The sequence below is a fragment of the Barnesiella sp. B2-R-119 genome (assembly GCF_023656675.1).
Taxonomy (GTDB): domain Bacteria; phylum Bacteroidota; class Bacteroidia; order Bacteroidales; family Barnesiellaceae; genus Barnesiella; species Barnesiella intestinihominis.
This window is the reverse complement of record NZ_JAMOKL010000004.1, coordinates 245,609-269,478: the sequence shown is the minus strand read 5'-3', so window position 1 is coordinate 269,478 and position 23,870 is coordinate 245,609. Positions and strand designations below refer to the sequence as shown.

Here is a 23,870-nt window from a genome sequence, read left to right as displayed (position 1 = left end):
ATTGCCACTCCTTTTTTTGTGTGTTTGTGTTTCATTTCTTTTTCTTTTATGTTTCATTTTTGATTCAAATAGAAAATTATAGAATTTAGAAAGAAAGTAAACGAAATACTTTGTATATAAATAAAAAAATATTATACTTGCAAAAAAATAATTATTTCATTTCTTATCAATTCTAAAAAGTGTTATTATGAAAAACAAATTACTTTTAGTGAGCTGTGCTCTATTTTTGTTTTCGGGTACGGCTTTTGCCGAAAATTTATTAGTGACCAAAACATCGGGAGGTGCAGACGAAGAAGGAACTCTCCCTTATGTCGTGGCTAATGCACCGGGCGGGTCGGTCATCGAGCTGTCTATCGGTGATGAGACCACCGTTACGATTCCCGAAACGATTTTGATAGACAAAAACCTGACTATCGACGGTAAAGGAAAAACGATTTCCGTGGCCGAGCCGGGAGTCTCTAATTATCGTATTTTTAAAATCGGGCTTTACGAACCCGAAGATGGAGCGGAATTAATATCGCTTACGTTGAAAAACTGTACGCTCTACGGTGGTGACGGTACGGCTTTGGTCGATACGGAAACGACTATGGCTACTTGGTCGGCTACTATTTTGGTAGGTGCAAACGGTACGCTTACCGGTGAGAATCTGCTTTTCGATAAGGCGAAAAACGGTTATGCTGCCGGTATTATGGCATGCGGCGATATTACGCTTACGAACTGTACTTTTCAAAACCTATCGGGAACGAAAGCCGGAGGTGCATTATATACCAATAAAGGTGTAACAGGTCGTTTTACTAATTGTACATTTACGAATAATACTAGTGAAGCTCATGGTGGAGCTGTTTGTTGCTCGGGCAGTACGAACTATTTTACCGACTGTGTTTTCACCGGTAACACTTCTACTGGAAAATCTACGAACGGAGGGGCTATATTTTTGCAGAATGCAGGAGCTTCGGCAGAAATAATAAATTGTACATTTACCGAAAATACAGCGACAAATTATGGTGGAGCAGTAGAACAGAATAATAATGTAACCGATGGCGCTTTGAAAATCGTCAACACGACATTTACGAATAATACGGCTAAGGGAGGTGGTGCATTATTGACTTGGATGGGTGATGTTACTGTTGAGAATTGTTCTTTCGAGCATAATGAAGCTACGGGTACTTCTGGCGGTGCATGGTATGCTTCGTTAAAGACGGCGGTTACCTATAAGGTTGCTGGCTGTTATTTCGGGGAGAATTTATCGGCAGCACATGGTGGAGCTATCCTATCTACTTCTAAAAATGCTACGTTTACCAACTGTACTTTTTATAAAAATGAAATTACAGGAGCAAATAATGGTGGAGGAGCTTTGGCCTTACAAGGAGATGCTACTATTTATAATTGTACTTTTGTAGATAACAAGGGTGTGCATGAAACCTATGGGTCGGGAATCCATATAGCTTCCAAAGCAATCGTTCAAATCTATAATTCTATTCTTGTAAGAGGTATCGGTGGCCCCGATATTTATACTCATAACGATTGTGTTATTTCGGGTACTCACAATATATATGGTACGGCTTTGGAAGGTACACCTGTGACCACCGACGAATTTGTGGATAATGTAGTTTATACCGATCAGAAACTGTTTGCGGAAGATGAACCTATTCCGGCTCTCAATGAGGGTACGACCAAAAATATCGCTATTGCAGCCGACGGTATCGCAGCCGGAGCCGGTATTGTGGTAGAAGGTGTTCCCACAGTGGACCAACGCGGCAAATCTCGTTCGGCGACTAATCCGGCCATCGGCTCCTATGAAGTGGAGAAAGCCACGTCGATAGAGCGTGTAGCTGTTGAGAAATTGTTTTGGCCTAATCCTGCACAAGGCAATATCAACTTGACGGAAGGTGTTTCGAATATCGCTATTTATGATTTGCAAGGCAGCTTGGTAAAAGAGGTCGCTATGCCTGCACAATCTGTTTCTGTGGAAGGTTTGAATCCCGGAATTTATCTGATTCGTATCACTCTAAACGGCAACGAACACAACCATCGTTTGGTTATTAAATAATAGAATTCATCATGTGTTTAAAAACGGGAACTTCACGAAGTTCCCGTTTTTTTGTGAAATGAGTAAAGGGTAAGCCGGTGTACCTGAGCTGTGAGTTCAGTAGAGAATCCGAGGGGTAGATATGTATTTTAGCTATGGAATTTTTGTAGATAACCGCGTACCGAACTTTTGGGGAGAGTTTGATTCTTGTTTAAATTTCTATACAGAGTGTATTACTCCTTCTCCCCTATATTTTGCTCAAAACACAAGGGAGAAGTGTGAATGCTTTCGATAACAGGAATAGGGTAGTGTATCTCCCTCTTCCCTTTGCTGTGCCCCGTAGCATTACGGGGTGTTCCTGCAAGGAATATAGGAGGAGTGCCCACAGAGCGAGGGGGTTGAACTCTACAATCAAATGATCTTTTTCAACCCCTCTCCAAAGAAACGATAGTTTCTTTGGAGTCTCCTCTATATGGCTAATATAGTGCCCCGCAATACTATGGGGCATGGCAGGGGGAGAGGCTGAGATGTATTTTCGTCTTCGCTCCTGCTTCGATTTACGTGCGATTCCTCCGTAATATCACGAGCCACCACGGCAAGAGGAGAGGACTAAGATGTCGCTTCGAATATTCTTTTTACCTCTACCCGCGAATACAAGAGAGAATTTGAAAGACGATTCCCTTTGATTTCCTATTGGGTCGATATCCTCACTAATTTATAGACTGAACCGAGTTATGAGGTAACGTTGTCATCGAGGCAGATAAAGGACAGATGTATTTTAAATTCCTTCATTGGGGGTGGTGGGATTGTAGTCGATAGATTTTTGGAATCTCATTCAATGCCTGTATATGGCCGTGCGTTGTTTATGTTATTTCTGCATATAATGTCGTCGTTCTTCGGGCGGGAATTTTTCAATGGCGTAGCGAAGCATGGTTCGAGGCATATCGCGATAACGGGTGTCGAGGAAAGTACAGAGCCGGATTTTATCCTTTTTCCCGACCTCTCGCAGCATCCAGCCTACGGCTTTGCGGATTAGGTCGTGTTTGTTGTACAAGAGAATATCGGCGATAGCGAGGGTGTCGTCAAAACGGCCTTTGCGGATCCATTGCCAAGTGGAGACAATCGAAATGCGTTGTTCCCAGATGAGGCTGCTTTGGGCCAGCCGATAGAGTGGGGTGTGGTCTTGTTCTTCGAGATAGCCTCCGACGATTTGTGCTGCGGATAAATCGACCAAATCCCAGTTGTTGATATATGCGGTATTGGATAAATAGGTGTGGTATATCGCTTCTCGACGGTTGGCATCGGCTTTTTTGAATTGTTCGACCATACATAACAAGGCGGCCATGCGCAACTCGTGAACCGGGTTGTGTAACAGGATTTCGAGTTGGTCGAGCGGGGTATCTAAGTATTGTTTGACGATATTGCGCGTTACAGGAACGGGGATGCCGATGAATATGTCTTGCTCGCCGTATTCTCCTTTTCCGGTTTTAAAGAATCCAGAGAGGGTTTTTGCTTTGTCGGGGTTGGCTGCCGCCCGAATCGCTTGCTCTATGTCTTGTGCTGTGTGCATGATTGAAGATGTCGAGTTTTATTTAAGAAAGGTTCTTTCATTGTTTGCTTCCAAAATTTTCATTTGTTGAATGGCTATTTGGTTAAGTTTGATGAGCCGTTCTTTTTGAGGAATACCTTGTTCTATGAATACGGCATTGAGATTTTCCATATTTGATAAACAAATGAGTTGGTTGATCGTAGCATAGTCTCGAATATTACCTTTTTTGTTAGGATTGGTTTCTCTCCATTGAGCAGCGGTTATACCGAAAAGCGCCATATTCAATACATCTGCTTCGTTTGCATATATAATATTTGCTTGTTGATTTGTAAGTTCCGAGGGAATAAGATTTTGTTTAATGGCATCTGTGTGTATGTGATAATTGATTTTTGAGAGTTCTCGTTTGGCAGACCAGCCTAACAGTTTTTGCTCGTTTTCTTTTAGCCGTTGGAATTCCCTAATCAGGTAAACTTTAAATTCAGGACTTATCCACATTGCAAATTCCATAGCAATGTCTTTGTGAGCATAGGTTCCACCATAACGACCGGTTTTGGATACAATGCCTATCGCATGGGTGCTTTCTGTCCATTCTTTGGCACTTAGACGGAAGCTGTTTAATCCGGCTTGGGATTTAATTCTGTCGAATTCGACAGAATTAAAATTTGGATTATAAACTTTTTCCCAAATGCCTAAAAATTCTATCGTATTTCTGTTGCGCAACCAATTGTAGAAAAAATATTCTCCATCTTTGGCCCGTAACATGTCGGTTAATGAGATATAGTCATTATCGTTGATTTGTATAATTCTAATCTCGGTGTCCTCTACTTTTATTTTTGCCATATCGATATTTGTTGAGAAACGAATTTATAAATAAAATTTTATGGATAAATATAATTTTTGATTTTTTTGAAATTTGAAATTTTAGCTTCTTTGGTATAGTCGTTGTCTTTTATAATTATTGTTTTTTACAATGTTTTTAGATGTTAATTTTAAAGGGTTCTGTTGAAAAATTTGCGGATAGGCGGCAAGGTGATGGAAAATATTCGATTCTCAGGAAGATAAAATTTGAATAAATGATTGATATATAGTCGTATATGATAAAAATTGGAATGCGGGAATCAAGAAGAAATAGAACAGTCGGTTCTTTGGGCTGGGTGTAAATCCTTTTTTGGGGAAAGAAAAAGAGTGGGTTTGCTTAAAATGACTATTTTTGTAGTGAAGCTACGAAACATAGATTACGTGTTGTCATCGTCAAGTAAATTTGTTTTTACTCAGGGTTTGTGCTATGTTCGTTTTTTAGAAAGATAATTTGAAAACAGTCTCGGCATGGTTCTCAATTACATTTGGATCGCATTTTTCGTTATTGCTTTTGTGGTGGCGGTGGTACAGACTTTCGTATATGGAAACACGGGAATCTGGACCGATATTATGAATGCTTCGTTTTCCTCGGCTCGGAGTGCGTTCGATATTTCTTTGGGTTTGACAGGAGTTCTTACGTTGTGGCTCGGACTTATGAAAATAGGGGAGCGGGGTGGGGTAGTCGCTGTTTTGTCGCGTTGGATCAGTCCGTTGTTTTCCCGACTTTTCCCGGGAGTTCCCAAAGGGCATCCAGCTTTGGGGTCGATGTTCATGAATGTTTCTGCCAATATGTTGGGGTTGGACAATGCTGCTACTCCATTGGGATTGAAGGCGATGAGAGAGTTGCAAGAGTTGAATCCCAAGAAGGACACGGCAACCGATGCCATGCTGATGTTCTTGGTTTTGAACGCTTCGGGGTTGACCTTGATTCCTATCGGGGTGATGACTTATCGGGCACAGATGGGGGCAGCCAATCCTTCGGACGTTTTCTTGCCCATTTTAATCGCCACGTTTATGGCGACGTTCGTGGGGCTTTTGGCATTGTGTATCAAACAGCGAATCAATATATTCGACCGGGTAATTCTGCTATGGGGATTGGGGCTTACCGCTTTTGTGGGCGGGGTGTTTTATTATTTCTCCTCTTTGCCGGAAGAGAAGATTTCGTCTTATTCGGCTTTTGCAGCCAACAGTATTCTGTTTACGATTATCGTAATTTTTATCGTGGCGGGGTTTGTCAAGCGAATCAATGTTTACGATGCTTTTATAGAGGGCGCGAAAGAGGGTTTTAAGACGGCGGTTATGATCATACCCTATTTAGTGGCTATTCTCGTGGCTATCGGGATATTTCGGGCATCGGGAGCGATGGATTATATCGTCGAGGGTTTTGCTACGGTTTTCGGTTGGTTGGGAATAGATACCGAATTTGTGGGGGCATTGCCTACGGCTTTGATGAAGTCGTTGAGCGGTAGCGGTTCGCGAGGTATGATGGTCGATGCGATGTCGGCTTATGGTGTAGACTCCTTTGTGGGTAGGGTAGCTTGTACCGTGCAAGGATCGACCGACACGACATTTTATATCTTGGCGGTCTATTTCGGTAGCGTAGGGGTGCGTAAGACCCGCTATGCGGTCGGCTACGCTTTGCTGGCCGATGTGATAGGGGCTATTTCGGCTATTACGGTTTCTTATTTCTTCTTCAAGTAATTCTTATTCGCAGAATTGCACTATCTTTGCAGAGTATGCGGAAATGGGTTCGTACCTCGTATAAACGAGGATTCGGCCTCCGTAGCTGTGCGTTGCGAGTGTTTTATAAGATAAAAGAGATAAAGTCATGGCTGTGAGTTATTTTGCCGAAGACGTCAAGATGCCGGCGATAAAAAAGAGAGAAACGACCGATTGGATACGTCGTGTCGCTTCGGGGTATGGGAAGAAATGCGGCGATATAGCCTATATCTTTTGTTCCGATGAGAAGATTCTCGAAGTGAATAAGGCTTATTTGCAGCATGACTATTATACCGATGTGATTACGTTTGACTATACCGAGGGCGATAAAATAGGCGGTGATATATTTATCAGCGTGGATACTGTCCGTTCCAATGCGGAACAGTTCGGAACCGATTATGACGAAGAGCTTCATCGGATTATCATACACGGTGTTTTGCATTTGTGCGGTATCAACGATAAAGGTCCGGGTGAGCGTGAGATAATGACTCGTCATGAGAACGAGGCTTTGAAGCTGAGGTGATTGAATATATTTCTGATTTCTATGTAGCGGGGGAGGGTTCTTTCCCGATAAAAGTCATGGAGAAATAAGATACGATGGATTTTAATTACGATGTGATAGTGGTGGGTGCAGGGCATGCCGGGTGTGAAGCGGCGTGCGCTTCGGCCAATCTTGGTTCGAAAACCCTGCTTATTACTATGGATATGAATAAGATAGCTCAGATGAGCTGTAATCCTGCGGTCGGTGGTATCGCCAAAGGGCAGATTGTTCGTGAGATTGATGCGTTGGGCGGATTCATGGGGATTGTGACCGATGAGACGGCGATACAATTCAGAATGCTGAACCGCTCGAAAGGTCCGGCCATGTGGAGTCCTCGTTCACAGAGCGACCGAACCAAGTTTATTGCTACTTGGCGCTCTATTTTGGAAAATACGGAGAATCTATATATGTGGCAAGACTCTGTTAATCAGATTCTTGTGAAAGACGGGCGCGTGACGGGCGTGGTGACGGATATGAACGTGACGTTTACGGCGAAATGTGTGGTGTTGACGACCGGTACTTTTATGAACGGTTTGATGCATATCGGTCGTACCCGACTGCAAGGGGGGCGTATCTCTGAGCCGGCATCGTACGGTATTACCGAGCAGCTCGTGGAGCTGGGTTTTACTGCCGGACGTATGAAAACGGGAACACCGGTTCGAATCGATGGCCGAAGTATTCATTTCGAGGAGGCGACCGAGCAGAGAGGGGAAGACGATTTTCACAAATTTTCTTTCCTCGATTTCCAGCCTCGTCCGTTGAAACAACGTAGTTGTTGGACTATTTATACGAATGAACAAGTACACGATATATTACGTGCAGGTCTGCCCGATTCGCCTTTGTATAACGGTCAGATACAAAGTATAGGACCTCGCTATTGTCCCAGTATAGAGACAAAAATAGTGACATTTCCCGATAAAACGGAACACCAGTTGTTTCTCGAACCAGAAGGGGAGACTACGCAGGAATATTATTTGAACGGTTTTTCTTCGTCGTTGCCTTTGGATATTCAGATAAAGGCGTTGCAAGAAATTCCGGCATTGCGAGATGTGCGTATATATCGTCCCGGTTATGCGATCGAATATGATTATTTCGACCCTACACAATTAAATCATAATTTGGAAACTAAACAGATTTCCAATCTTTTCTTTGCGGGACAAATCAATGGCACGACGGGGTATGAAGAGGCCGGAGGACAGGGGCTTATCGCCGGAATAAACGCTCATATCAATTGTCACGGAGGTGCTCCGTTTACATTGGGGCGGGACGAAGCCTATATAGGGGTTTTGATCGACGATTTGGTGACAAAAGGTGTCGATGAACCTTATCGTATGTTCACTTCGAGAGCCGAATATCGTATTTTGTTGCGTCAGGACGATGCCGATATGCGCCTTACCGAGCGAGCTTATCGGTTAGGGTTGGCGAAACGGGAGCGATATGATTTGTTGACGGCGAAACGGGATAGCGTGGACCGGTTGATTCGGTTTGCGCAAAACTATTCTATAAAACCGGCCTATATAAACGAAGGTTTGGAAGCTCTGGGAACAGCTCCCTTGAAACAGGGGGTGCGATTGATTGATTTGATATTACGTCCCCAGTTGGATATGGCCAAACTTTCGACATTGGTTCCTGCGTTGAAACAAGAAATTTCTGTTATAAAGAATCGCAGAGAAGAAATTGTAGAGGCTGCCGAGATTAAGATGAAGTATCAAGGTTATATCGATAGGGAGAAAATGATTGCCGATAAAATTTCTCGTTTGGAACATATTCGCATACGAGGGAAATTCGATTATAGCCAGATACATGCATTATCGACCGAAGCTCGTCAGAAATTGGAAAGAATAGATCCCGAGACCATAGCGCAGGCTTCGCGCATACCGGGTATTTCGCCGAGCGATATAAACATATTGCTGCTGTTGGTGGGACGTTGATGTTTCACGTGAAACAAATCGCCGGAAAGCCTTTAAATAAAGGGATAGAACGAATAAAACAATAAAAATAAAATGAGTGTAGAGATTATTAAAAGTAAGATTCGCGATGTTGTTGACTTCCCTCAAAAGGGAATTGTTTTTAGAGATTTGACAACAGTTTTCAAAGATGCGGATTATTTGAGGGAATTGTCGGATATGCTTACTGCCATATATGCCGAAAAGGGTATTACGAAAGTAGTGGGTATAGAGTCTCGCGGTTTTATTATGGGACCTATATTAGCGACGCGTATCGGAGCCGGATTCGTGCCTATGCGCAAACCGGGAAAACTTCCTGCTGAAACTTGGCAGGAAAGTTATACCAAAGAGTATGGCGTAGATGTCATAGAGATTCACAAGGATGCCCTTTGTGAAAACGATGTTGTTTTATTGCACGATGATTTGTTGGCGACAGGTGGGACTATGTTGGCCGCTTATAATTTGGTAAAACGATTCAACCCGAAGAAAGTCTATGTCAATTTTCTCGTTGAATTGGAGTTTTTGAAAGGAAGGAATTTATTTCCGAACGATGTGGAAATCGAATCTCTGATAAAATATTGATACGGATTGATCGATAAAAACGAAAATATTAAGAATAAGCTCGCCCTTTTACCGGATACCCCGGGCGTATACCAATATTTCGATAAAACGGGAAAGATTATTTATGTAGGTAAGGCGAAGAATCTGAAACGTCGTGTGTCTTCTTATTTCAATAAGGTGCATGATTCGCCTAAGACTAATATTCTCGTCAAAAATATTTATGATCTTCAATATATCGTCGTCAAGACCGAGGAAGATGCTTTGCATCTTGAAAACAGCCTTATCAAAGCATACAAGCCCCGGTATAACGTTTTGTTGAAAGACGACAAGACTTATCCGTGGATTTGTTTGCGTAACGAACATTTTCCCCGGGTGTTTCTGACTCGCAAAGTTTATAAGGACGGTTCGAAATATTATGGCCCGTATGCCAATGTACACTTGGCGAAAACCGTGTTGGGGTTAATTCGAGAATTATATCCTATTCGCACATGCAATTATGCATTGACTCCTGAAAATATCGAAAAAAATCGTTTTCGGGTTTGTCTGCAATATCACATTAAAAATTGCAAGGGGTGTTGTGTAGGCAAAATATCGGAACAAGAATATAACGGATATATCGAACAGGTGCGTCAGATTCTCAACGGAGACATACACCAGTTGAGTAACCATTTGTTGGAAGAGATGTCGTCCCTGTCTGCCGAGCTGCGTTTCGAGGAAGCTCAGGTTGTTAAGGAAAAATACGATTTAATCGAGAAGTATAAAGCTAAATCGGTTATCGTGAATCCGGCTTTGCACGAAATCGATGTCTTTTCTTACGATGAGGACGAGGGGGTAGCTTTTGTGAATTATATGCACGTGCGAGGCGGCTCGATCGTACAAAGTATTACTATCGAGTATAAGAAAAAGCTCGATGAATCTGCTTCTGAAATTTTGTCATTGGGTATTGCCGAATTACGTTCCCGATTCGGAAGTCGGGCTAAGGAGGCTCTTGTACCGTTTTTGCCGGAGTCTGATTTTATTGACCTTGAATTTGTCGTTCCGCAAAGGGGGGATAAGAGAAAATTACTCGCGGTATCGGAGCAGAATGTGAAGCAATATAAGGTAGATCGATTGAAACAAAGCGAGAAGCTGAATCCAGAACAGAGAGTCATGCGGATATTGACCCGGATACAACAGGATTTCAGGTTGCCCGAATTGCCGTGGCACATGGAGTGTTTCGACAATTCGAATATACAGGGTACGAATCCGGTCGCCTCTTGTGTGGTGTTCAAGAAAGCGAAACCATCGAAAAAAGACTATCGCCATTTCGATATTAAGACTGTCGTGGGGCCTGACGATTTTGCTTCCATGCGTGAGATTATTTATCGCCGGTATCGTCGTTTGCTCGATGAAGGAGAGGAGTTACCGCAGTTGATTATTGTCGATGGCGGGAAAGGGCAATTGAGTGCGGCTTTGGAGTCGATCGACGCTCTTGGATTGAGGGGTAAAGTTTCGATAGTGGGTATTGCCAAGCGTTTAGAGGAAATTTATTTTCCCGGAGATTCCTTGCCTCTTTATATAGACAAGAATTCGGAGTCGTTACGAGTTATTCAGCACATGCGAGACGAGGCTCATCGGTTCGGTATTACATTTCATCGAAATAAACGGAGTAAAGGGCAGGTGAAGTCGGCGTTAGATTCCATTCCCGGTATCGGCCCCAAGAGTCGGGATTTGTTGCTGTCTCATTTCAAGAGTGTGAAACGGATTAAGGAGGCTTCGGAATCTGATTTGATGGCAGTCGTGGGGACGGCGAAAGCTAAAATCATAAAAAAATATTTGATTTAAACTATAATTATTTGATTTTCAGATTTTTAATTTGCTATTCCTTTATGGCCGGCTTTGAAAGCCGTTATACTACGTATAATCAAGTAAGTTTGCTTCTGTTTTGGATTTACATTATCTTTGTCTAATGCGAAAATAGGATGCGATTCGGAATGAAAAACGAGTGTATTCGTTTTATCTTGTACACTCCTTTCTCTATCTTTGCATGATAAGAAATGAATTTCCTATGAGAGTAGTCGTTCAAAGAGTGAAGAGGGCTTCGGTGCGGATAGGCGGAGAATTACATTCCTCCATAGAAGCCGGTCTTTTGATTTTGTTGGGAGTGGAAGATAGCGACGAATCGTCGGATATCGAATGGTTGGTGAAGAAATGTGCCAATCTGCGTATCTTTGACGATGAGAACGGGGTTATGAACCGATCTTTAATCGATATAAACGGAGAAGTGATGATTGTTAGTCAGTTCACGTTAATGGCATCGACCAAGAAGGGAAACAGGCCCTCTTATATCCGGGCGGCCGGACATGAGCACGCTGTCCCTATGTACGAGGCTTTTTGCCGTCGTTTTTCGGAGGAAATTTCCAAAACGGTGGCTACGGGTGTCTTCGGCGCCGACATGCAGGTAGAACTCGTGAACGACGGGCCGGTAACGATTTGTATGGATACGAAAAACAAGGAGTGATCTTATGACGATAAAAGAAGCGCAGGAACAGGTCGATAAATGGATTAAAAGCGTTGGCGTGAGATATTTCAGCGAATTGACGAATATGGCTATATTGACCGAAGAAGTGGGAGAGGTGGCGCGTATCATTTCCCGTCGGTACGGCGATCAGTCGTTTAAATCGGGGGAGGAGAACAGTGATTTATCGGACGAATTGTGCGATGTTTTCTGGGTATTGCTGTGCCTTGCCAACCAAACAGGGGTAGATTTGACCTCTGCTTTTGAAAAGAATATGGAGAAGAAGACAAATAGAGATAAAACAAGACATATCAACAATCCTAAATTAACAAAAAATGGATAGATACGAAGAAATGTTGAGTCGGTATAAAACCGATTTAGACGATGCACAAGTGGCATCGGCCGTAGAAAAGATCGTGTGGGATAATTTGGCAACGAACAGTACTCCCGATGTATATAAGTTTTTGTTCAGCTGTATCGATCTGACTTCGTTGCATACAGAGGATAATACCGATTCGATTACTAAGTTTACCAAACGAGTGAACGATTTCGAAGAGGAGCATCCGGAGATGCCCAGCGTGGCCGCGATTTGTGTGTATCCTAATTTCGCGGGTACGGTTCGCGCTAATCTCGATGTGTCTTCTGTGAATATTGCTGCCGTGTCCGGCGGTTTTCCCACTTCGCAGACTTTTACCGAGGTGAAAGTAGCCGAGACGGCTTTGGCTCTCGGCGATGGAGCCGATGAAATAGATATTGTCATCAATGTGGGTAATTTTTTAGGCGGAAATTACGAGGAAATGTGCCAAGAAATCGAAGAACTCAAACAAACTTGTAGAGATGCTCATTTGAAAGTGATCCTCGAAACAGGAGCCTTAAAAACGGCTTCTAATATTAAGAAGGCTTCTTTGTTGTCTATATACTCGGGAGCCGATTTCATAAAGACTTCTACGGGTAAGAGCGAGCCGGCTGCGACTCTCGAAGCCGCTTATGTGATGTGTCAGGCCATTAAGGAATATTATGAGCAGACCGGGACGATGATCGGGTTTAAGCCTGCCGGTGGAATTTCTACGACAGCCGATGCTGTGAAGTATTATTGTGTGGTGAAAGAAGTGCTCGGTGAAAAATGGTTGACTAACGAATATTTCAGAATCGGGGCCAGCCGTTTGGCCAACAATTTACTTTCGGATATTTGGGGAAATCCCACGAAATTCTTTTAGATAAAATAGTTTGACGAAAATAAAGAAGCCCGGTACAATCCGGGCTTCTTTATTTTTATGATAACCAGCATGTTAAATGAACGAATCGTCATAAGCCATTTTTGCATCGGTCACGAATTGTTTTATTTTCTGTTCTTCGCTTTTGGGGCAGATGAGCAGCACATTATCGGCTTCGGCTATGATGTAATCGTGAAGTCCTTCGACAACGACCAATTTTTCCCCCTTCACGGCTATGACACTGCCCGTTGTGTTGTAGAGTAACGCTTTGCAGTTTTGGGTTACGTTTTCGTCTTTATTTTTGGGTGAGTGGTCGTACAGGGCACTCCAAGAACCTAAATCGCTCCACCCGAATTCTGCGCAAAGCACAAATACGTTCGAGGCTTTTTCCATGATACCGAAATCTATCGATATACTGGGGCAGGCTGCGAAATTTTCGTCGATAAAATGTTTTTCTTCGGGCGTGTTGAATACTTTGATGTTTTCTTCGAATCGGTTCGAAATATCGGGTAAAAACCGTTGGAACGCTTTGATAATTGTCTGTACATTCCAAATGAAAATACCGGAGTTCCAGAAAAATTCGCCGCTCTCCACGAACATTTTGGCAAATTCGAGATTGGGTTTTTCGGTAAATGTTTTTACGGTCTTTATATTATCTTCGGCATCTTCGCCTATCTGAATATATCCGTATCCCGTTTCAGGACGATTGGGCTTTATACCTAAGGTGAGCAGCGCCGGATATTTTGATACGAAATCGAGCCCGCGATTGACGCATTGAGCGAATTCGTCTTCTTTGAGAATGAGATGATCCGAAGGGGCTACGACGATATTGGCATTCGGGTTGAGTGCCTGAATATGATAAGAGGCCCAAGCGATACAGGGAGCTGTATTTCTTCGGGTCGGTTCCAGCAAAATATTTTCTTCGGCAATATCGGGTAGCTGTTCTTTTACCAAATCGACATATATTTCGTTTGTGACGATGAATATATGGTCTTTGGGTATTATTTTTATAAATCTGTCATAACTCATTTGGAGGAGCGAACGTCCTATCCCGAAAAAGTCGAGGAATTGCTTGGGTCTGTTGTTTCGGCTAAAAGGCCAAAAGCGACTTCCGATACCACCTCCCATGATTACACAATATCTATTTTCCATAGTCGTGTCGTTTTTTTAATGTTAATTCTTCTGCTAAAATAGCTATTTTTTTATTAGAAAGACAGCTCGAATAACTTTTTTTGAAAAAAAACAGAGATTATTTGTCTTATTCAAAATCTGTTTTTATCTTTGCACCGCATTTAAGCCCAGATGGCGGAATCGGTAGACGCGCTGGTCTCAAACACCAGTGGATTAACCTCCATGCCGGTTCGATCCCGGCTCTGGGTACAAAGATAAAAGCTAAGTGTTGAGCAATCATCATTTAGCTTTTTATTTTGCCTAAAATTTTCCCATATTAGGCTCCATATTTTCCCCACGCGTAGCAGTATTTAAGACCAATTATCTTTGCTTGTAAAGAGAATTGATAAAAACAAAGCAAACGAAAAGAACAATCGGTTCATTTTCTCTCGTTTGCTTTATAGAATATGTAAGTTTAACTGCTTAACCACAGCGATGCATCAATCCAATATATGTTCTGGTATAGATGTAGTGCTTAACATTCCTGTAATTTGATAATCTGTATTAGGAACAGTCAGTTTCATAGTCATATCTATCGGCGCAGGACTTTTTGTATGTACACTATCGAAGAGTTTGCCCCACTCTACGCCCAAATAGGCTTGAATAACACTTAATACTAGTGAGGAATTTGCATTGATTTGAAAGTCATAAGATTTTGTCGTGGCGTCATTATCTGTAATATTTAGATGTAAACCGGGAATGCCATTAAATTGAGGTAGGGCATCGTCGGGTGTGACAAAAAACTCATAGCTGCCTTTTGCTATCGGTTGTTCAGATAACCGTCCGTGAATTTTGTCTATGGCGAAAATATAGCACTCTTTTTCTTGGTTATTTACGAAAAAGAGCGTTGTATTGGCTTCCAGTGCCGGATAATTGCTCTCGGATATAGCGTATGCCAAATAGCAGTCCGTTACTTTAACCTCAACTTTTTCCACATCATTTGTTACATTGTCAATAATAGTCAAGGTTGTGACTCCTTTCTGCATACCATACAGATTGATATGCCCTTTTAGGTTATCTTCCTCCCAATCATCGTTGTATTTCGAATAAATGGCTTGTAATACGTCTTCATTTTCTATGTCCAAGCTGATGTCTCCGCTGCCATTTGTGATTGAAATAGAAGTGGAACTTCGTTCTAGTCGTATTTCATAGTAGTCTTTTTCGAGAATGAATGGTGTTGGTGTATTTTCAATATTATCATCACTGCAAGCTACAATAAACAGGCACGTAATTAAAAGAACCGAATTGATAAGTTTATTCATATCCGCACAATTCCCTATTGGCTCTGTCGGGTTATTAAATTTACAGATTGAAAAACGTGAGCCAACTATGTCACGTCTAAGTGAAGGCCGTAGGAAATCTTTGATGCAGATGTAACAATAGCAGTCCACGCTATATGCGTAAGAACCACTATGCTATCTCTTGCATCGGTTTGAAAACTTCCTACATTTTCACCTATAAGATAAACATAACGTTTCTTCTTTTTTAAAGTGTCTTGGAGAGAGTTCCCTCAATCCACTCACAAAGATATGCGGTTTAGTTGAAATCCAGTCAAATACTATCAGATTACATTCTGAATACCCTATTTTTCTTCTCTATCTGTATGGAATTGAGCAGACTTTGCTGTAATTTCTCCCATTGCACCTTGAACCATTGGATTATTGGCGTATTATTTAGGGATTGTTTCTACAAAATGGATAGGATATTTGTTCCAGTATTTTTTATAAATTCTATTTTCCTGACCGTCTAAGTTGAGTGGATACATTCGAAATGTAACCCATTTGTTTTTAGGTTGCCACAATTCGTTATAGGAATATCGGTATTTCATACCGATGGCTTGCATCACCCTTCCGCTTCTTGGATTGTTTACATCGTGTGTGGCCGTGATATAGGGTATTTCGATATGTTTTTCACTTGGGTATAATTTGTCCTACAAATATAACGTGAATATTGGATCGAAAGCCGTATGGACAATGGATTTATATAATAATTTTTCATATAGATGTAATATTATATCAAACTTATTTTAATCGAAATTCTTTTGCTATTTCAATATTTTTTTCAATCTTGCAATGCTCTTAGATTCTATTAATAGGAAATGGACGATAGCGCTTTAACCCATCAGTTAAAACAGGGTAACCAGTTAGCTTTTACCATTCTTTATGACACTTATTCGGAGCAGGTGTATAGACTTGCGTTTAAATATTTGTGTAATAAAGAGCTGGCAGAAGATGCTGTGCAGAATCTTTTCATGAAAGTTTGGATTAAACGAACCTCTCTCGATGAGAGCCGCCCATTGAATCATTTTTTATTTACCGTTTTAAAAAACGATTTACTTACTATCCTTCGTGATCCCAAGAATCATATCTTTGTTTTGGACGATTGTTTGGAGTTATTGGAGCGTATAGACGGGGGCAACCAAGACGATGAGGATATGGATAAAGAGCAATTGGATTTGGTGCGCCATGCTATCGAACAGTTGTCTCCTCAAAGGAGGAAAATTTTTTCTTTGAAAATTTCGGGAAAGTATTCTAACCAAGAAATTGCAGATAAGCTAAATCTTTCTGTCAATACAATAAAATTCCAGTATAGCCAGTCTCTGAAACAGATAAAGGAGATTGTTCGTAAGTGTGCTATTTCCCTTTTGATGTAATGCTTAAAATAAGTTAATGTAATATCTGTATATAATACTTTTTGAAATTTATATAGTATTATATAATGAAAGCCAATGAAACATGCATTTTAGAAAACGACATCAGACCGATTCTGAGATATTGAAATATATATCCGGGCATATCGACAAAGATATAAACCGGCTGTTAAATGCCGAATCTTTGCCAATGGGAGGATGCGATGTGCCGGATTTCGATAAATTCGGCGTGTATGAAAGTTTGGCGCAGAGAATAGGTCGAAGCGAAAGACGAAATGTCTGGACGGTTTGTAAATGGGCTTGTGCCATTGCATTGGTATTGTTGAATGTCGGATATTTGGCTTATCAGAATATCGATTTATCGAAGCCTGTCTATAAAGAGGTTTGTTCTTTGAAGGGAGAACGATTGGTCGTATTGCTCGAAGATGGAACGAGAGTGTGGTTGAATGCAGACTCGAAGTTGGTTTATCCAGAGCAATTTGCGAAAGATAAAAGAGAAGTATCGTTAGTAGGCGAGGCTTATTTTGAAGTAAAGAAGGATATATCTAAACCGTTCATGGTACAGGCAGACGAAATGAATATCCGTGTAACGGGAACGAGTTTTAACGTATCGGGATATCCTACGGATTCGGTGGTTACGACCACGTTGGACGAAGGGGGTATAGTGATAAGTTATCCGTATGCAGAAAAATCGGGAACGTATCAGATGGCTCCCGGCCAGACGGCAATTTATGAAAAAGGAAGTAGGCTTTGTAAAGTCATGAAGAACGAGTATTATAAAGATGCTTCTGTTTGGAAGGAAAATAAATTGATATTCAGAAATGCTCCTTTGGAAGAGGTCTTGACTACATTGTCTCGACAATTTGACGTTTCTTTTGATATCCGCAGTGAAAAGATAGCTGCGTTCACATATAATTTCACCTGCAAGCTAAACAATTTGTCAGGTATTTTTGAAATGATGTCTGCCATTACCCCAATTAAGTTTAATGAAATATCGGAGAATGTATATGCTGTGAAAGAAAAATAATTAGTCTAATAACATATAAACACTAGAAATTTATGCTGAAAAAACACGTTTTTTCATACATCAGAAAATGGTGTATGGTAGGAGGGCTTTGTCTTGCTTTTCCGTGGGTTGCTTATGCTCAGCAACAGAAAATCTCGTTAAACATTCAGAATGTTACATTGAAACAAGCGATGGAACAGATAAAGGAGCAAGCTGTTGTAAATGTGGCATATAGTAAGGAATTTGTAGACCCGAACAAGACCGTTTCCTTGAAGGTCGAAAATGTGAGTTTGCAGACGGCGCTGACCCAACTATTTAAGGGTACAGATGTCGGATTCCGTTTCTTGGATAATAGTGTTCTTTTATACAATCAAAAGGAACAAGACAGTTCGGGAGCTGCATCGAAAGAGCAACAAATCGTATCGGTCAAAGGTACTGTCGTAGATCAAGTGACCGGCGAGCCTATTATCGGAGCGTCTGTTGCCGTAGAGGGATCATCGAAAGGAACCAGTACCGATTTGGACGGTAAATATTCGTTAAACGCACCCGTGGGTAGTACTTTGAAATTTTCTTATGTCGGATATAAGGAAACGAAAAAAGAGGTATTGCAGGCCGGGGTGTTAGATGTTTCTCTCATGGAGAGTTCTGTTTCTTTGGACGATGTGGTGGTCGTCGGTTATGGCGTACAGAAGAAGGTGAACGTAACCGGGGCCGTATCTATGGTAAAAGGAGATGAATTGGAAAACCGTCCCGTCGCTAATGTCAGTGCGGGGTTACAAGGCTTATTGCCGGGTGTGAGCATTACGTCTTCGTCTGGGCAGCCCGGAGCCGTGCCTTCAATAACGGTTCGTGGTGTCAGTACCATAAATAGTAGTACCGCACCTCTTATATTGATTGACGGAGTTTCGGGTGGAGATTTGAATTTATTGAATCCCAATGATGTAGAGAGTGTGTCGGTTTTGAAGGATGCTGCATCTGCCGCTATTTACGGAGCTCGTGCGGCCAACGGGGTTATTTTGATTACAACCAAGCAGGGCAAACGAAAGGAGAAGGCTACATTGACCTATTCGGGATATGTGGGTATGCAAACACCTACCGCTTTGCCGGAATTGGTAACAGGCCGGCAGTATATGGAGTTGTCTAACGAGGCAATGTCTGCCGCCGGTTTTTCCAGACCTTATGATGTGGATGCTTTTGAAAAATATGATTCGGGAATGTATCCCAATGAATATTCGAACACAGATTGGGTGAATGAAATTTTTAAGAAGCATGCGTTGCAAACGAGTCACTCGGTAAGTGTAAGAGGTGGAAGCGAGAAAAGCAGCTACTTTATGTCTTACGGTTATTTAGATCAAGATGGATTGGTTGTGGGTGATGCATTTAAAACAAAACGGCACAATGCAAGAATCAATGTGAATACAGAGGTTTTCGATCGATTGAAAATAAACGGGAATGTCAGTTTTGTCGATTATTACCGTAATGCGTCCGGATTTTCGGGTACTGGTGGCGTATTTCGTTTAGCCCAACGTATGTCTCCGCTGTTACCGGTGAAATGGCAACAACAAAATGAGATGGGATTATGGGAAGACACCGAATATTGGTCCAGCGGGAGTATAAATAATCCTGTTTATGTTGCCACAGAGGGTGGAGAGGAAAAGAGAAAATCTCGTACATTGAATACTATCGTGAGTGCGGATTTGCGTATAATCGACGGTTTGAATTTAGGAGGACAATATGCTGCGAACTATTATTTCAGAGAAACTGATAAGTTTACTCCTACGTTACCGGAATATTTTTCAGACGGGACTCCCGATCCTGCTAATAAAAATATGAGAAATTCGGTGAGCCAAGCACATCAAGATGCTTTGACTCAAACCTTACAGTTAACTTTGAATTTTCAGAAGCAGATCAATAAACATGAAATTGGAGCTCTGTTGGGATATTCGCAAGAGTGGTATAATTTCAGTAGTTTAAGCGCGAGTCGTAAGAAAATACCATTTGATGGCATTTATGTGATCGATGCAGGGACCGAGGATATTACGAATAGCGGTACGAAGAGTTCTTGGGCTTTGCGCTCTTATTTCGGCCGTGTGAATTATGCGTTTGATGGAAAGTATTTGGTAGAAGCGAATATGCGTATCGATGGTACTTCTCGCTTCGCTAGGGATAATCGTTGGGGATATTTTCCATCTTTCTCGGCTGGTTGGAATTTTTCCAGAGAAGAATTTATGCAGTTTGCAGAACCTGTGTTGAGTTCCGGTAAACTAAGGGCTTCTTGGGGTGAATTAGGAAACCAGAATGTGGGTAGCGATTATTATCCATATTTGACTCCTATTGATTCGGGAGAAAGTTATCCGATCGGAGGAAAACAGAATATCGGTTTTCAACAAAGTAAATTGGGAAATGCCAATATCAAGTGGGAAACGATAAGAATGTTGAATGTCGGCGTAGATTTAACTTTCTTTAATAATAGGTTGGCCGCTTCTTTCGATTGGTTTAAGAAAGATAATATCGATGCATTGGTGAAACCTGTTTATCCTACGGTCGTAGGAATCACCGGAACGGCTAATTTGCCTTATGAAAACATGGGTAAAATCGAAAATAAAGGTTGGGAGCTTGAAATCGGTTGGCGAGACCAGATTGGAGAAGTGAAATATAATTTGCTATTCAATCTTTCTGATGCCAAGAATAAAATTGTCGATTTAGGAACGAGTGAACCTCGATTAACCAATAACATTCGTAGAGAAGGAGATCCTATCGACGCTTATTATGGTTATTTGACCGATGGTTTGGCACAGATTGATGACTTTGGCGGTGTCGATAGTAATGGAAAGTATATTAATCCTAAGTTCGCTATTCCAAAAGCGGCAGAAGCTATAACACAACCGGGAGATATTAAATATCGAGATATTTCTGGACCCGGTGGAATTCCAGATGGAGAAATAGATGAATATGATAAGGTTGTATTTGGCGATCCGTATCCGCATTATTCCTATTCATTGAGAGGCCAGTTGCAATGGAGAGATTGGGATTTTAGTTTTTATTTCCAAGGAGTGGGGAAAGTAAATGGTTATCTGTCAGATGAAGCCCGTCACTGTTTTATCAACGATTATTCTATTCCTAAGGTAGAACATTTGGATCGCTGGACTCCTAACAACCCCGATGCCACATATCCTAGACTGTATCAAGCTCAATCTCATAATTTATTATTCAGTGATTATTGGAAAGAAGATGCTTCGTATTTGCGTTTGAAAAATGTACAATTGGGTTATTCTATTCCCAAAAAACTTCTTAATCGATGGAAAATAGAGGGGTTGCGATTGTATGCGTCGGCAGATAATTTACTGACATTCACTAAATATTTCGGTGCTTATGATCCGGAAGTACGGGAATCTTCAGGTGATGTTTATCCCCAAGTAAAGACATACGTATTCGGTTTAGTTCTTTCATTTTAATAAATACCATTGAATATGAAAACGATTAAATATATTGCGGCTTTTTTGCCGTTGGCATCATTGTTGGTTTCATGTAACGATGATTTTTTAGACAGATATCCTCAGGATTCCGTGACTAATGAAACTTATTGGAAGACGGAGGAGCAGTTGCGCGCGGCATTGTATCCTTGTTATGAAACATTTGAATATGAGTTGTTGATTAAATGGGCAGAGTCTACGGCCGAAACTGTAATATGGGGTAATAAAAACAGCGGACTTTCCAAAGTATCGGGAGGGAAACATGCTTATACCGATGGGTTCCCCTTTACTTCGTATTGGAGATATTCTTACGGACATATTCACACTTGCAATAATTTCCTAGATAATTACAATCGGGCCGAAATCGACCAAGATGTTAAAGATGTCTATGCCGCCGAGGTGAAGGTCATAAGGTCGTGGGTATATTTTATGTTGACGACTTTTTTTGGAGATGTTCCCTGGATTAACCATGTTATTACGTCCGAAGGAGCTTATGGACCTCGTACTCCACGAAGTGAAGTTATCGATAGCTTAATGACCGATTTGGATTGGGCTGCTTCGAAATTGCCTCATGAAAGGCAAACGGGAGATAATGTAGGTCGTATAGACCGCTGGGGGGCTTTGGCGATGAAAGCGCGTATCGCCCTTCAAAACGAACGTTATGATATTGCTGCCAAAGCTGCCAAAGAGATTATAGACGATGGCCCCTACGATCTTTATGATTATGAAAAATTGTATCATCTCGAAGGAGATATAGAGAATAATCCAGATAATAACGAAGCGATTATTTCCAGTATCTATGTGAATGATATTCGCAATAACAACATGTCGAACGAGACTTGTTCGCCGGTGGATTTTATTCGATTTAATCCTACCAAAACGTTGGTCGATGCTTATTTATGTATCGATGGTATGCCTGCTAAGCCGGGATTGGAGTATTATAAACGTACAGATATAAAAACGTCACCTCTGTATAAGTATCCTGAGGAACATTATGCCGATTATTTCCAAAACAGGGATCCGAGAATGAGAATGACGTTGTTTACTCCCGGTGATCAATGGGGTGGCGGTGACGATGGAGATACCGAATATCGCCGTCCGAACGATATATTTCAGTTACCACGCTTCTCGTCGTTACAACCCGGCCGGAACGGAGCTAACGGGATAACCGGCTTTTATTTCAAAAAATACAACGAGATAAGTATTGCTGGAAATGCCAACAGGTCTCACACCAATTTGAACGTAATTCGTTATCCAGAGGTTCTTTTGATTTATGCAGAAGCTCTTTATAAGATGAACGGGACATTGACCCAAACTGAAATCGATGAGACTATTAATCGTTTGAGAGATCGAGTGGGTATGCATCGAATGGATTTGAAGGAGCTGCAACAGTGGAATCTCGATTTGTGGACCGAAATAAAGAGAGAGCGACGTATCGAGCTTTCGTTCGACGGTATGCGATATGCAGATATAATGCGTTGGAGAGAAGGTGAATTGCGTTTTGGTCGGGCTATTACAGGGCCTAGTCTAACCGTTTGTATGAACGATTTGGGCGCTAATCCTTATCCCGATACCGGAGTCGATGAATTCGGCGATGTGATTTACGAAAAATCGAGAGCAGAAGGAGGTCCCCGTTATTTCGATCCGGCTATGCATTATTTGTGGCCTGTGCCTTATGAGGAAAGAATGAAAAATCCTCTGTTGGGTCAAAATCCCGGTTGGCCGGAATAAGTTGAATTTCTAATCCACACTATTAGAATCCTAATAGTGTGGATATTAATGGACTATAAAATATGATTACGATGAAACGTGTGTTTATATTGATGATGAGTATCTGTGCGGTTTTTATGGGTTGTAGTAAAGCCAATGAACCGCAAGGTGATGCCGGTTGGGGTGGTAACACTGAACCCAAAGAAAACCTGGTCGTGATGAGTTATAACATAAAACATTGTGCACCCTATTATGGTGTATCGGGTGAAACAACAACCGCAGATGTGAATAACGTTGCGAATGTGATAAAAAGCAAAAAGCCAGATGTAGTTTTGTTGCAAGAGGTAGATTATAAAACGACAAGAAGTTTGGGTGTGGATCAGGCTAAAGAATTGGCAGAATTGGCCGGTTATCCGTATTATTATTTTTTCAAACAAAAAGATTTTCAAGGCGGGGCTTATGGTGCAGCTATCCTTTCTTCTTTTCAAATGAGCGAAATCGTAAATCATGATCTCCCGAAAGAGATAGATGGACTGACTATTACGGGAAGTAACGTTTTGGGGACAGCCAAGATAAAGTTCAATGGAATCGATGTTTATTTGGCGGTAACCCATTTATCCGTTACTCAGGCGGAAAGGGATAGACAATTCCCCGTTATAATGGAAGAACTTTCTTCTAAAAGCGACTTTCCTATTATTTTAGGAGGGGACTTTAATTCGAAACCGGATAATTCGATTATCGGCAAGTTGGAAGCTGCCGGATTTGTCAGGACGAATACAGATCCGAAAAATTTTACAATTCCTTCTAATGCGCCCAATCGGGAAATAGACTATATCGCTTACAGGCCTTTGGAATATTTTAATGTTGTTTCTCATACTGTCGTTACGGGGGTAAATGCATCCGATCATCTCCCTATTATTTCTGTGTTGAAAATTTCAAAACCGTAG

At 41.5% G+C, this 23,870-nt stretch carries 18 protein-coding genes, 1 tRNA gene and 1 pseudogene; 15 read left to right on the top strand and 5 right to left on the bottom strand.

Annotation, left to right across the window (positions count from 1 at the left end):
• Positions 1-187: 187 nt before the first annotated feature.
• Positions 188-2,050 carry a right-handed parallel beta-helix repeat-containing protein gene (locus tag NBH06_RS09460; protein WP_250794046.1) on the top strand — a complete coding sequence of 621 codons (1,863 nt, stop codon included), beginning with the start codon at positions 188-190 and terminating at the stop codon, positions 2,048-2,050.
• Positions 2,051-2,897: 847 nt separating this feature from the next.
• On the opposite strand, the gene NBH06_RS09455 is transcribed toward NBH06_RS09460, so the two are convergent.
• Both NBH06_RS09455 and NBH06_RS09450 read right to left on the bottom strand, forming a co-directional pair.
• Positions 2,898-3,599, bottom strand: coding sequence for a DNA alkylation repair protein (locus NBH06_RS09455; RefSeq protein WP_250794044.1), 702 nt, complete (start codon positions 3,597-3,599; stop codon positions 2,898-2,900).
• 18 nt (positions 3,600-3,617) lie between these two features.
• A complete protein-coding gene (locus NBH06_RS09450) occupies positions 3,618-4,418 on the bottom strand; it encodes a KilA-N domain-containing protein (protein WP_250794042.1) in 801 nt (266 codons plus the stop codon).
• A gap of 486 nt (positions 4,419-4,904) precedes the next feature.
• On the opposite strand from NBH06_RS09450, the gene NBH06_RS09445 reads away from it, so the two are divergent.
• The 8 genes from NBH06_RS09445 (at position 4,905) to deoC (ending at position 12,917) form a co-directional block, all read left to right on the top strand.
• Positions 4,905-6,137: a spore maturation protein gene (locus tag NBH06_RS09445; protein WP_021891724.1), complete on the top strand. Its 1,233-nt coding sequence runs from the start codon at positions 4,905-4,907 to the stop codon at positions 6,135-6,137.
• 127 nt (positions 6,138-6,264) lie between these two features.
• Positions 6,265-6,678 (top strand): rRNA maturation RNase YbeY, encoded by a 414-nt coding sequence (gene ybeY, locus NBH06_RS09440; RefSeq protein WP_250794040.1) that lies wholly within the window; start codon positions 6,265-6,267, stop codon positions 6,676-6,678.
• Positions 6,679-6,752: 74 nt separating this feature from the next.
• The gene (mnmG, locus tag NBH06_RS09435) at positions 6,753-8,627 is read left to right on the top strand and encodes a tRNA uridine-5-carboxymethylaminomethyl(34) synthesis enzyme MnmG (RefSeq protein ID WP_021891722.1); all 1,875 of its coding nucleotides are present in this window, start codon (positions 6,753-6,755) and stop codon (positions 8,625-8,627) included.
• Positions 8,628-8,699: 72 nt separating this feature from the next.
• The gene (locus NBH06_RS09430; RefSeq protein WP_250794035.1) at positions 8,700-9,224 is read left to right on the top strand and encodes an adenine phosphoribosyltransferase; all 525 of its coding nucleotides are present in this window, start codon (positions 8,700-8,702) and stop codon (positions 9,222-9,224) included.
• A gap of 6 nt (positions 9,225-9,230) precedes the next feature.
• Positions 9,231-11,027, top strand: a complete 1,797-nt coding sequence (gene uvrC / locus NBH06_RS09425; protein WP_250794034.1) for an excinuclease ABC subunit UvrC — start codon at positions 9,231-9,233, stop codon at positions 11,025-11,027.
• Between the two features lie 223 nt (positions 11,028-11,250).
• Positions 11,251-11,703 carry a D-aminoacyl-tRNA deacylase gene (gene dtd / locus NBH06_RS09420; protein ID WP_250794033.1) on the top strand — a complete coding sequence of 151 codons (453 nt, stop codon included), beginning with the start codon at positions 11,251-11,253 and terminating at the stop codon, positions 11,701-11,703.
• Between the two features lie 4 nt (positions 11,704-11,707).
• Positions 11,708-12,043 (top strand): nucleotide pyrophosphohydrolase, encoded by a 336-nt coding sequence (locus tag NBH06_RS09415; protein ID WP_008863030.1) that lies wholly within the window; start codon positions 11,708-11,710, stop codon positions 12,041-12,043.
• Positions 12,036-12,917, top strand: coding sequence for a deoxyribose-phosphate aldolase (gene deoC / locus NBH06_RS09410; RefSeq protein WP_250794032.1), 882 nt, complete (start codon positions 12,036-12,038; stop codon positions 12,915-12,917). The genes NBH06_RS09415 and deoC overlap by 8 nt, the downstream gene beginning before the upstream one ends.
• A 72-nt stretch (positions 12,918-12,989) precedes the next feature.
• Here deoC and NBH06_RS09405 read toward each other — a convergent pair whose 3' ends face one another.
• Entirely contained in the window at positions 12,990-14,066 is a 1,077-nt protein-coding gene (locus tag NBH06_RS09405) for a mannose-1-phosphate guanylyltransferase (RefSeq protein WP_008863032.1), read from the bottom strand.
• A 144-nt stretch (positions 14,067-14,210) separates the two neighbouring features.
• Between NBH06_RS09405 and NBH06_RS09400 the strand changes: the two genes are divergently transcribed.
• A tRNA-Leu gene (locus NBH06_RS09400) sits at positions 14,211-14,294 on the top strand.
• 230 nt (positions 14,295-14,524) lie between these two features.
• On the opposite strand, the gene NBH06_RS09395 is transcribed toward NBH06_RS09400, so the two are convergent.
• Positions 14,525-15,346: a hypothetical protein gene (locus NBH06_RS09395; protein ID WP_250794031.1), complete on the bottom strand. Its 822-nt coding sequence runs from the start codon at positions 15,344-15,346 to the stop codon at positions 14,525-14,527.
• A 407-nt stretch (positions 15,347-15,753) separates the two neighbouring features.
• Positions 15,754-15,993, bottom strand: a pseudogene (locus NBH06_RS09390) (GNAT family N-acetyltransferase); the annotation flags it as partial.
• Positions 15,994-16,182: 189 nt separating this feature from the next.
• Between NBH06_RS09390 and NBH06_RS09385 the strand changes: the two are divergent.
• From NBH06_RS09385 to NBH06_RS09365, 5 genes are all read left to right on the top strand, one after another.
• Complete coding sequence (locus tag NBH06_RS09385; protein ID WP_021891715.1) at positions 16,183-16,737, top strand: RNA polymerase sigma factor; 555 nt, start codon at positions 16,183-16,185, stop codon at positions 16,735-16,737.
• 82 nt (positions 16,738-16,819) lie between these two features.
• Entirely contained in the window at positions 16,820-17,761 is a 942-nt protein-coding gene (locus tag NBH06_RS09380; protein ID WP_046410600.1) for a FecR family protein, read from the top strand.
• A gap of 32 nt (positions 17,762-17,793) precedes the next feature.
• The gene (locus NBH06_RS09375; protein ID WP_502800951.1) at positions 17,794-21,195 is read left to right on the top strand and encodes a TonB-dependent receptor; all 3,402 of its coding nucleotides are present in this window, start codon (positions 17,794-17,796) and stop codon (positions 21,193-21,195) included.
• Between the two features lie 15 nt (positions 21,196-21,210).
• Positions 21,211-22,944 carry a RagB/SusD family nutrient uptake outer membrane protein gene (locus NBH06_RS09370; RefSeq protein WP_250794030.1) on the top strand — a complete coding sequence of 578 codons (1,734 nt, stop codon included), beginning with the start codon at positions 21,211-21,213 and terminating at the stop codon, positions 22,942-22,944.
• Between the two features lie 62 nt (positions 22,945-23,006).
• A complete protein-coding gene (locus NBH06_RS09365) occupies positions 23,007-23,870 on the top strand; it encodes an endonuclease/exonuclease/phosphatase family protein (RefSeq protein ID WP_250794029.1) in 864 nt (287 codons plus the stop codon).

Coding starts and splice junctions, on each gene's coding strand:
- NBH06_RS09460 (WP_250794046.1), top strand. CDS start 188: ATGAAAAACAAATTACTTTTAGTGAGCTGTGCTCTATTTTTGTTTTCG.
- NBH06_RS09455 (WP_250794044.1), bottom strand. CDS start 3,599: ATGCACACAGCACAAGACATAGAGCAAGCGATTCGGGCGGCAGCCAAC.
- NBH06_RS09450 (WP_250794042.1), bottom strand. CDS start 4,418: ATGGCAAAAATAAAAGTAGAGGACACCGAGATTAGAATTATACAAATC.
- NBH06_RS09445 (WP_021891724.1), top strand. CDS start 4,905: ATGGTTCTCAATTACATTTGGATCGCATTTTTCGTTATTGCTTTTGTG.
- ybeY (WP_250794040.1), top strand. CDS start 6,265: ATGGCTGTGAGTTATTTTGCCGAAGACGTCAAGATGCCGGCGATAAAA.
- mnmG (WP_021891722.1), top strand. CDS start 6,753: ATGGATTTTAATTACGATGTGATAGTGGTGGGTGCAGGGCATGCCGGG.
- NBH06_RS09430 (WP_250794035.1), top strand. CDS start 8,700: ATGAGTGTAGAGATTATTAAAAGTAAGATTCGCGATGTTGTTGACTTC.
- dtd (WP_250794033.1), top strand. CDS start 11,251: ATGAGAGTAGTCGTTCAAAGAGTGAAGAGGGCTTCGGTGCGGATAGGC.
- NBH06_RS09415 (WP_008863030.1), top strand. CDS start 11,708: ATGACGATAAAAGAAGCGCAGGAACAGGTCGATAAATGGATTAAAAGC.
- deoC (WP_250794032.1), top strand. CDS start 12,036: ATGGATAGATACGAAGAAATGTTGAGTCGGTATAAAACCGATTTAGAC.
- NBH06_RS09405 (WP_008863032.1), bottom strand. CDS start 14,066: ATGGAAAATAGATATTGTGTAATCATGGGAGGTGGTATCGGAAGTCGC.
- NBH06_RS09395 (WP_250794031.1), bottom strand. CDS start 15,346: ATGAATAAACTTATCAATTCGGTTCTTTTAATTACGTGCCTGTTTATT.
- NBH06_RS09385 (WP_021891715.1), top strand. CDS start 16,183: ATGGACGATAGCGCTTTAACCCATCAGTTAAAACAGGGTAACCAGTTA.
- NBH06_RS09380 (WP_046410600.1), top strand. CDS start 16,820: ATGCATTTTAGAAAACGACATCAGACCGATTCTGAGATATTGAAATAT.
- NBH06_RS09375 (WP_502800951.1), top strand. CDS start 17,794: ATGCTGAAAAAACACGTTTTTTCATACATCAGAAAATGGTGTATGGTA.
- NBH06_RS09370 (WP_250794030.1), top strand. CDS start 21,211: ATGAAAACGATTAAATATATTGCGGCTTTTTTGCCGTTGGCATCATTG.
- NBH06_RS09365 (WP_250794029.1), top strand. CDS start 23,007: ATGATTACGATGAAACGTGTGTTTATATTGATGATGAGTATCTGTGCG.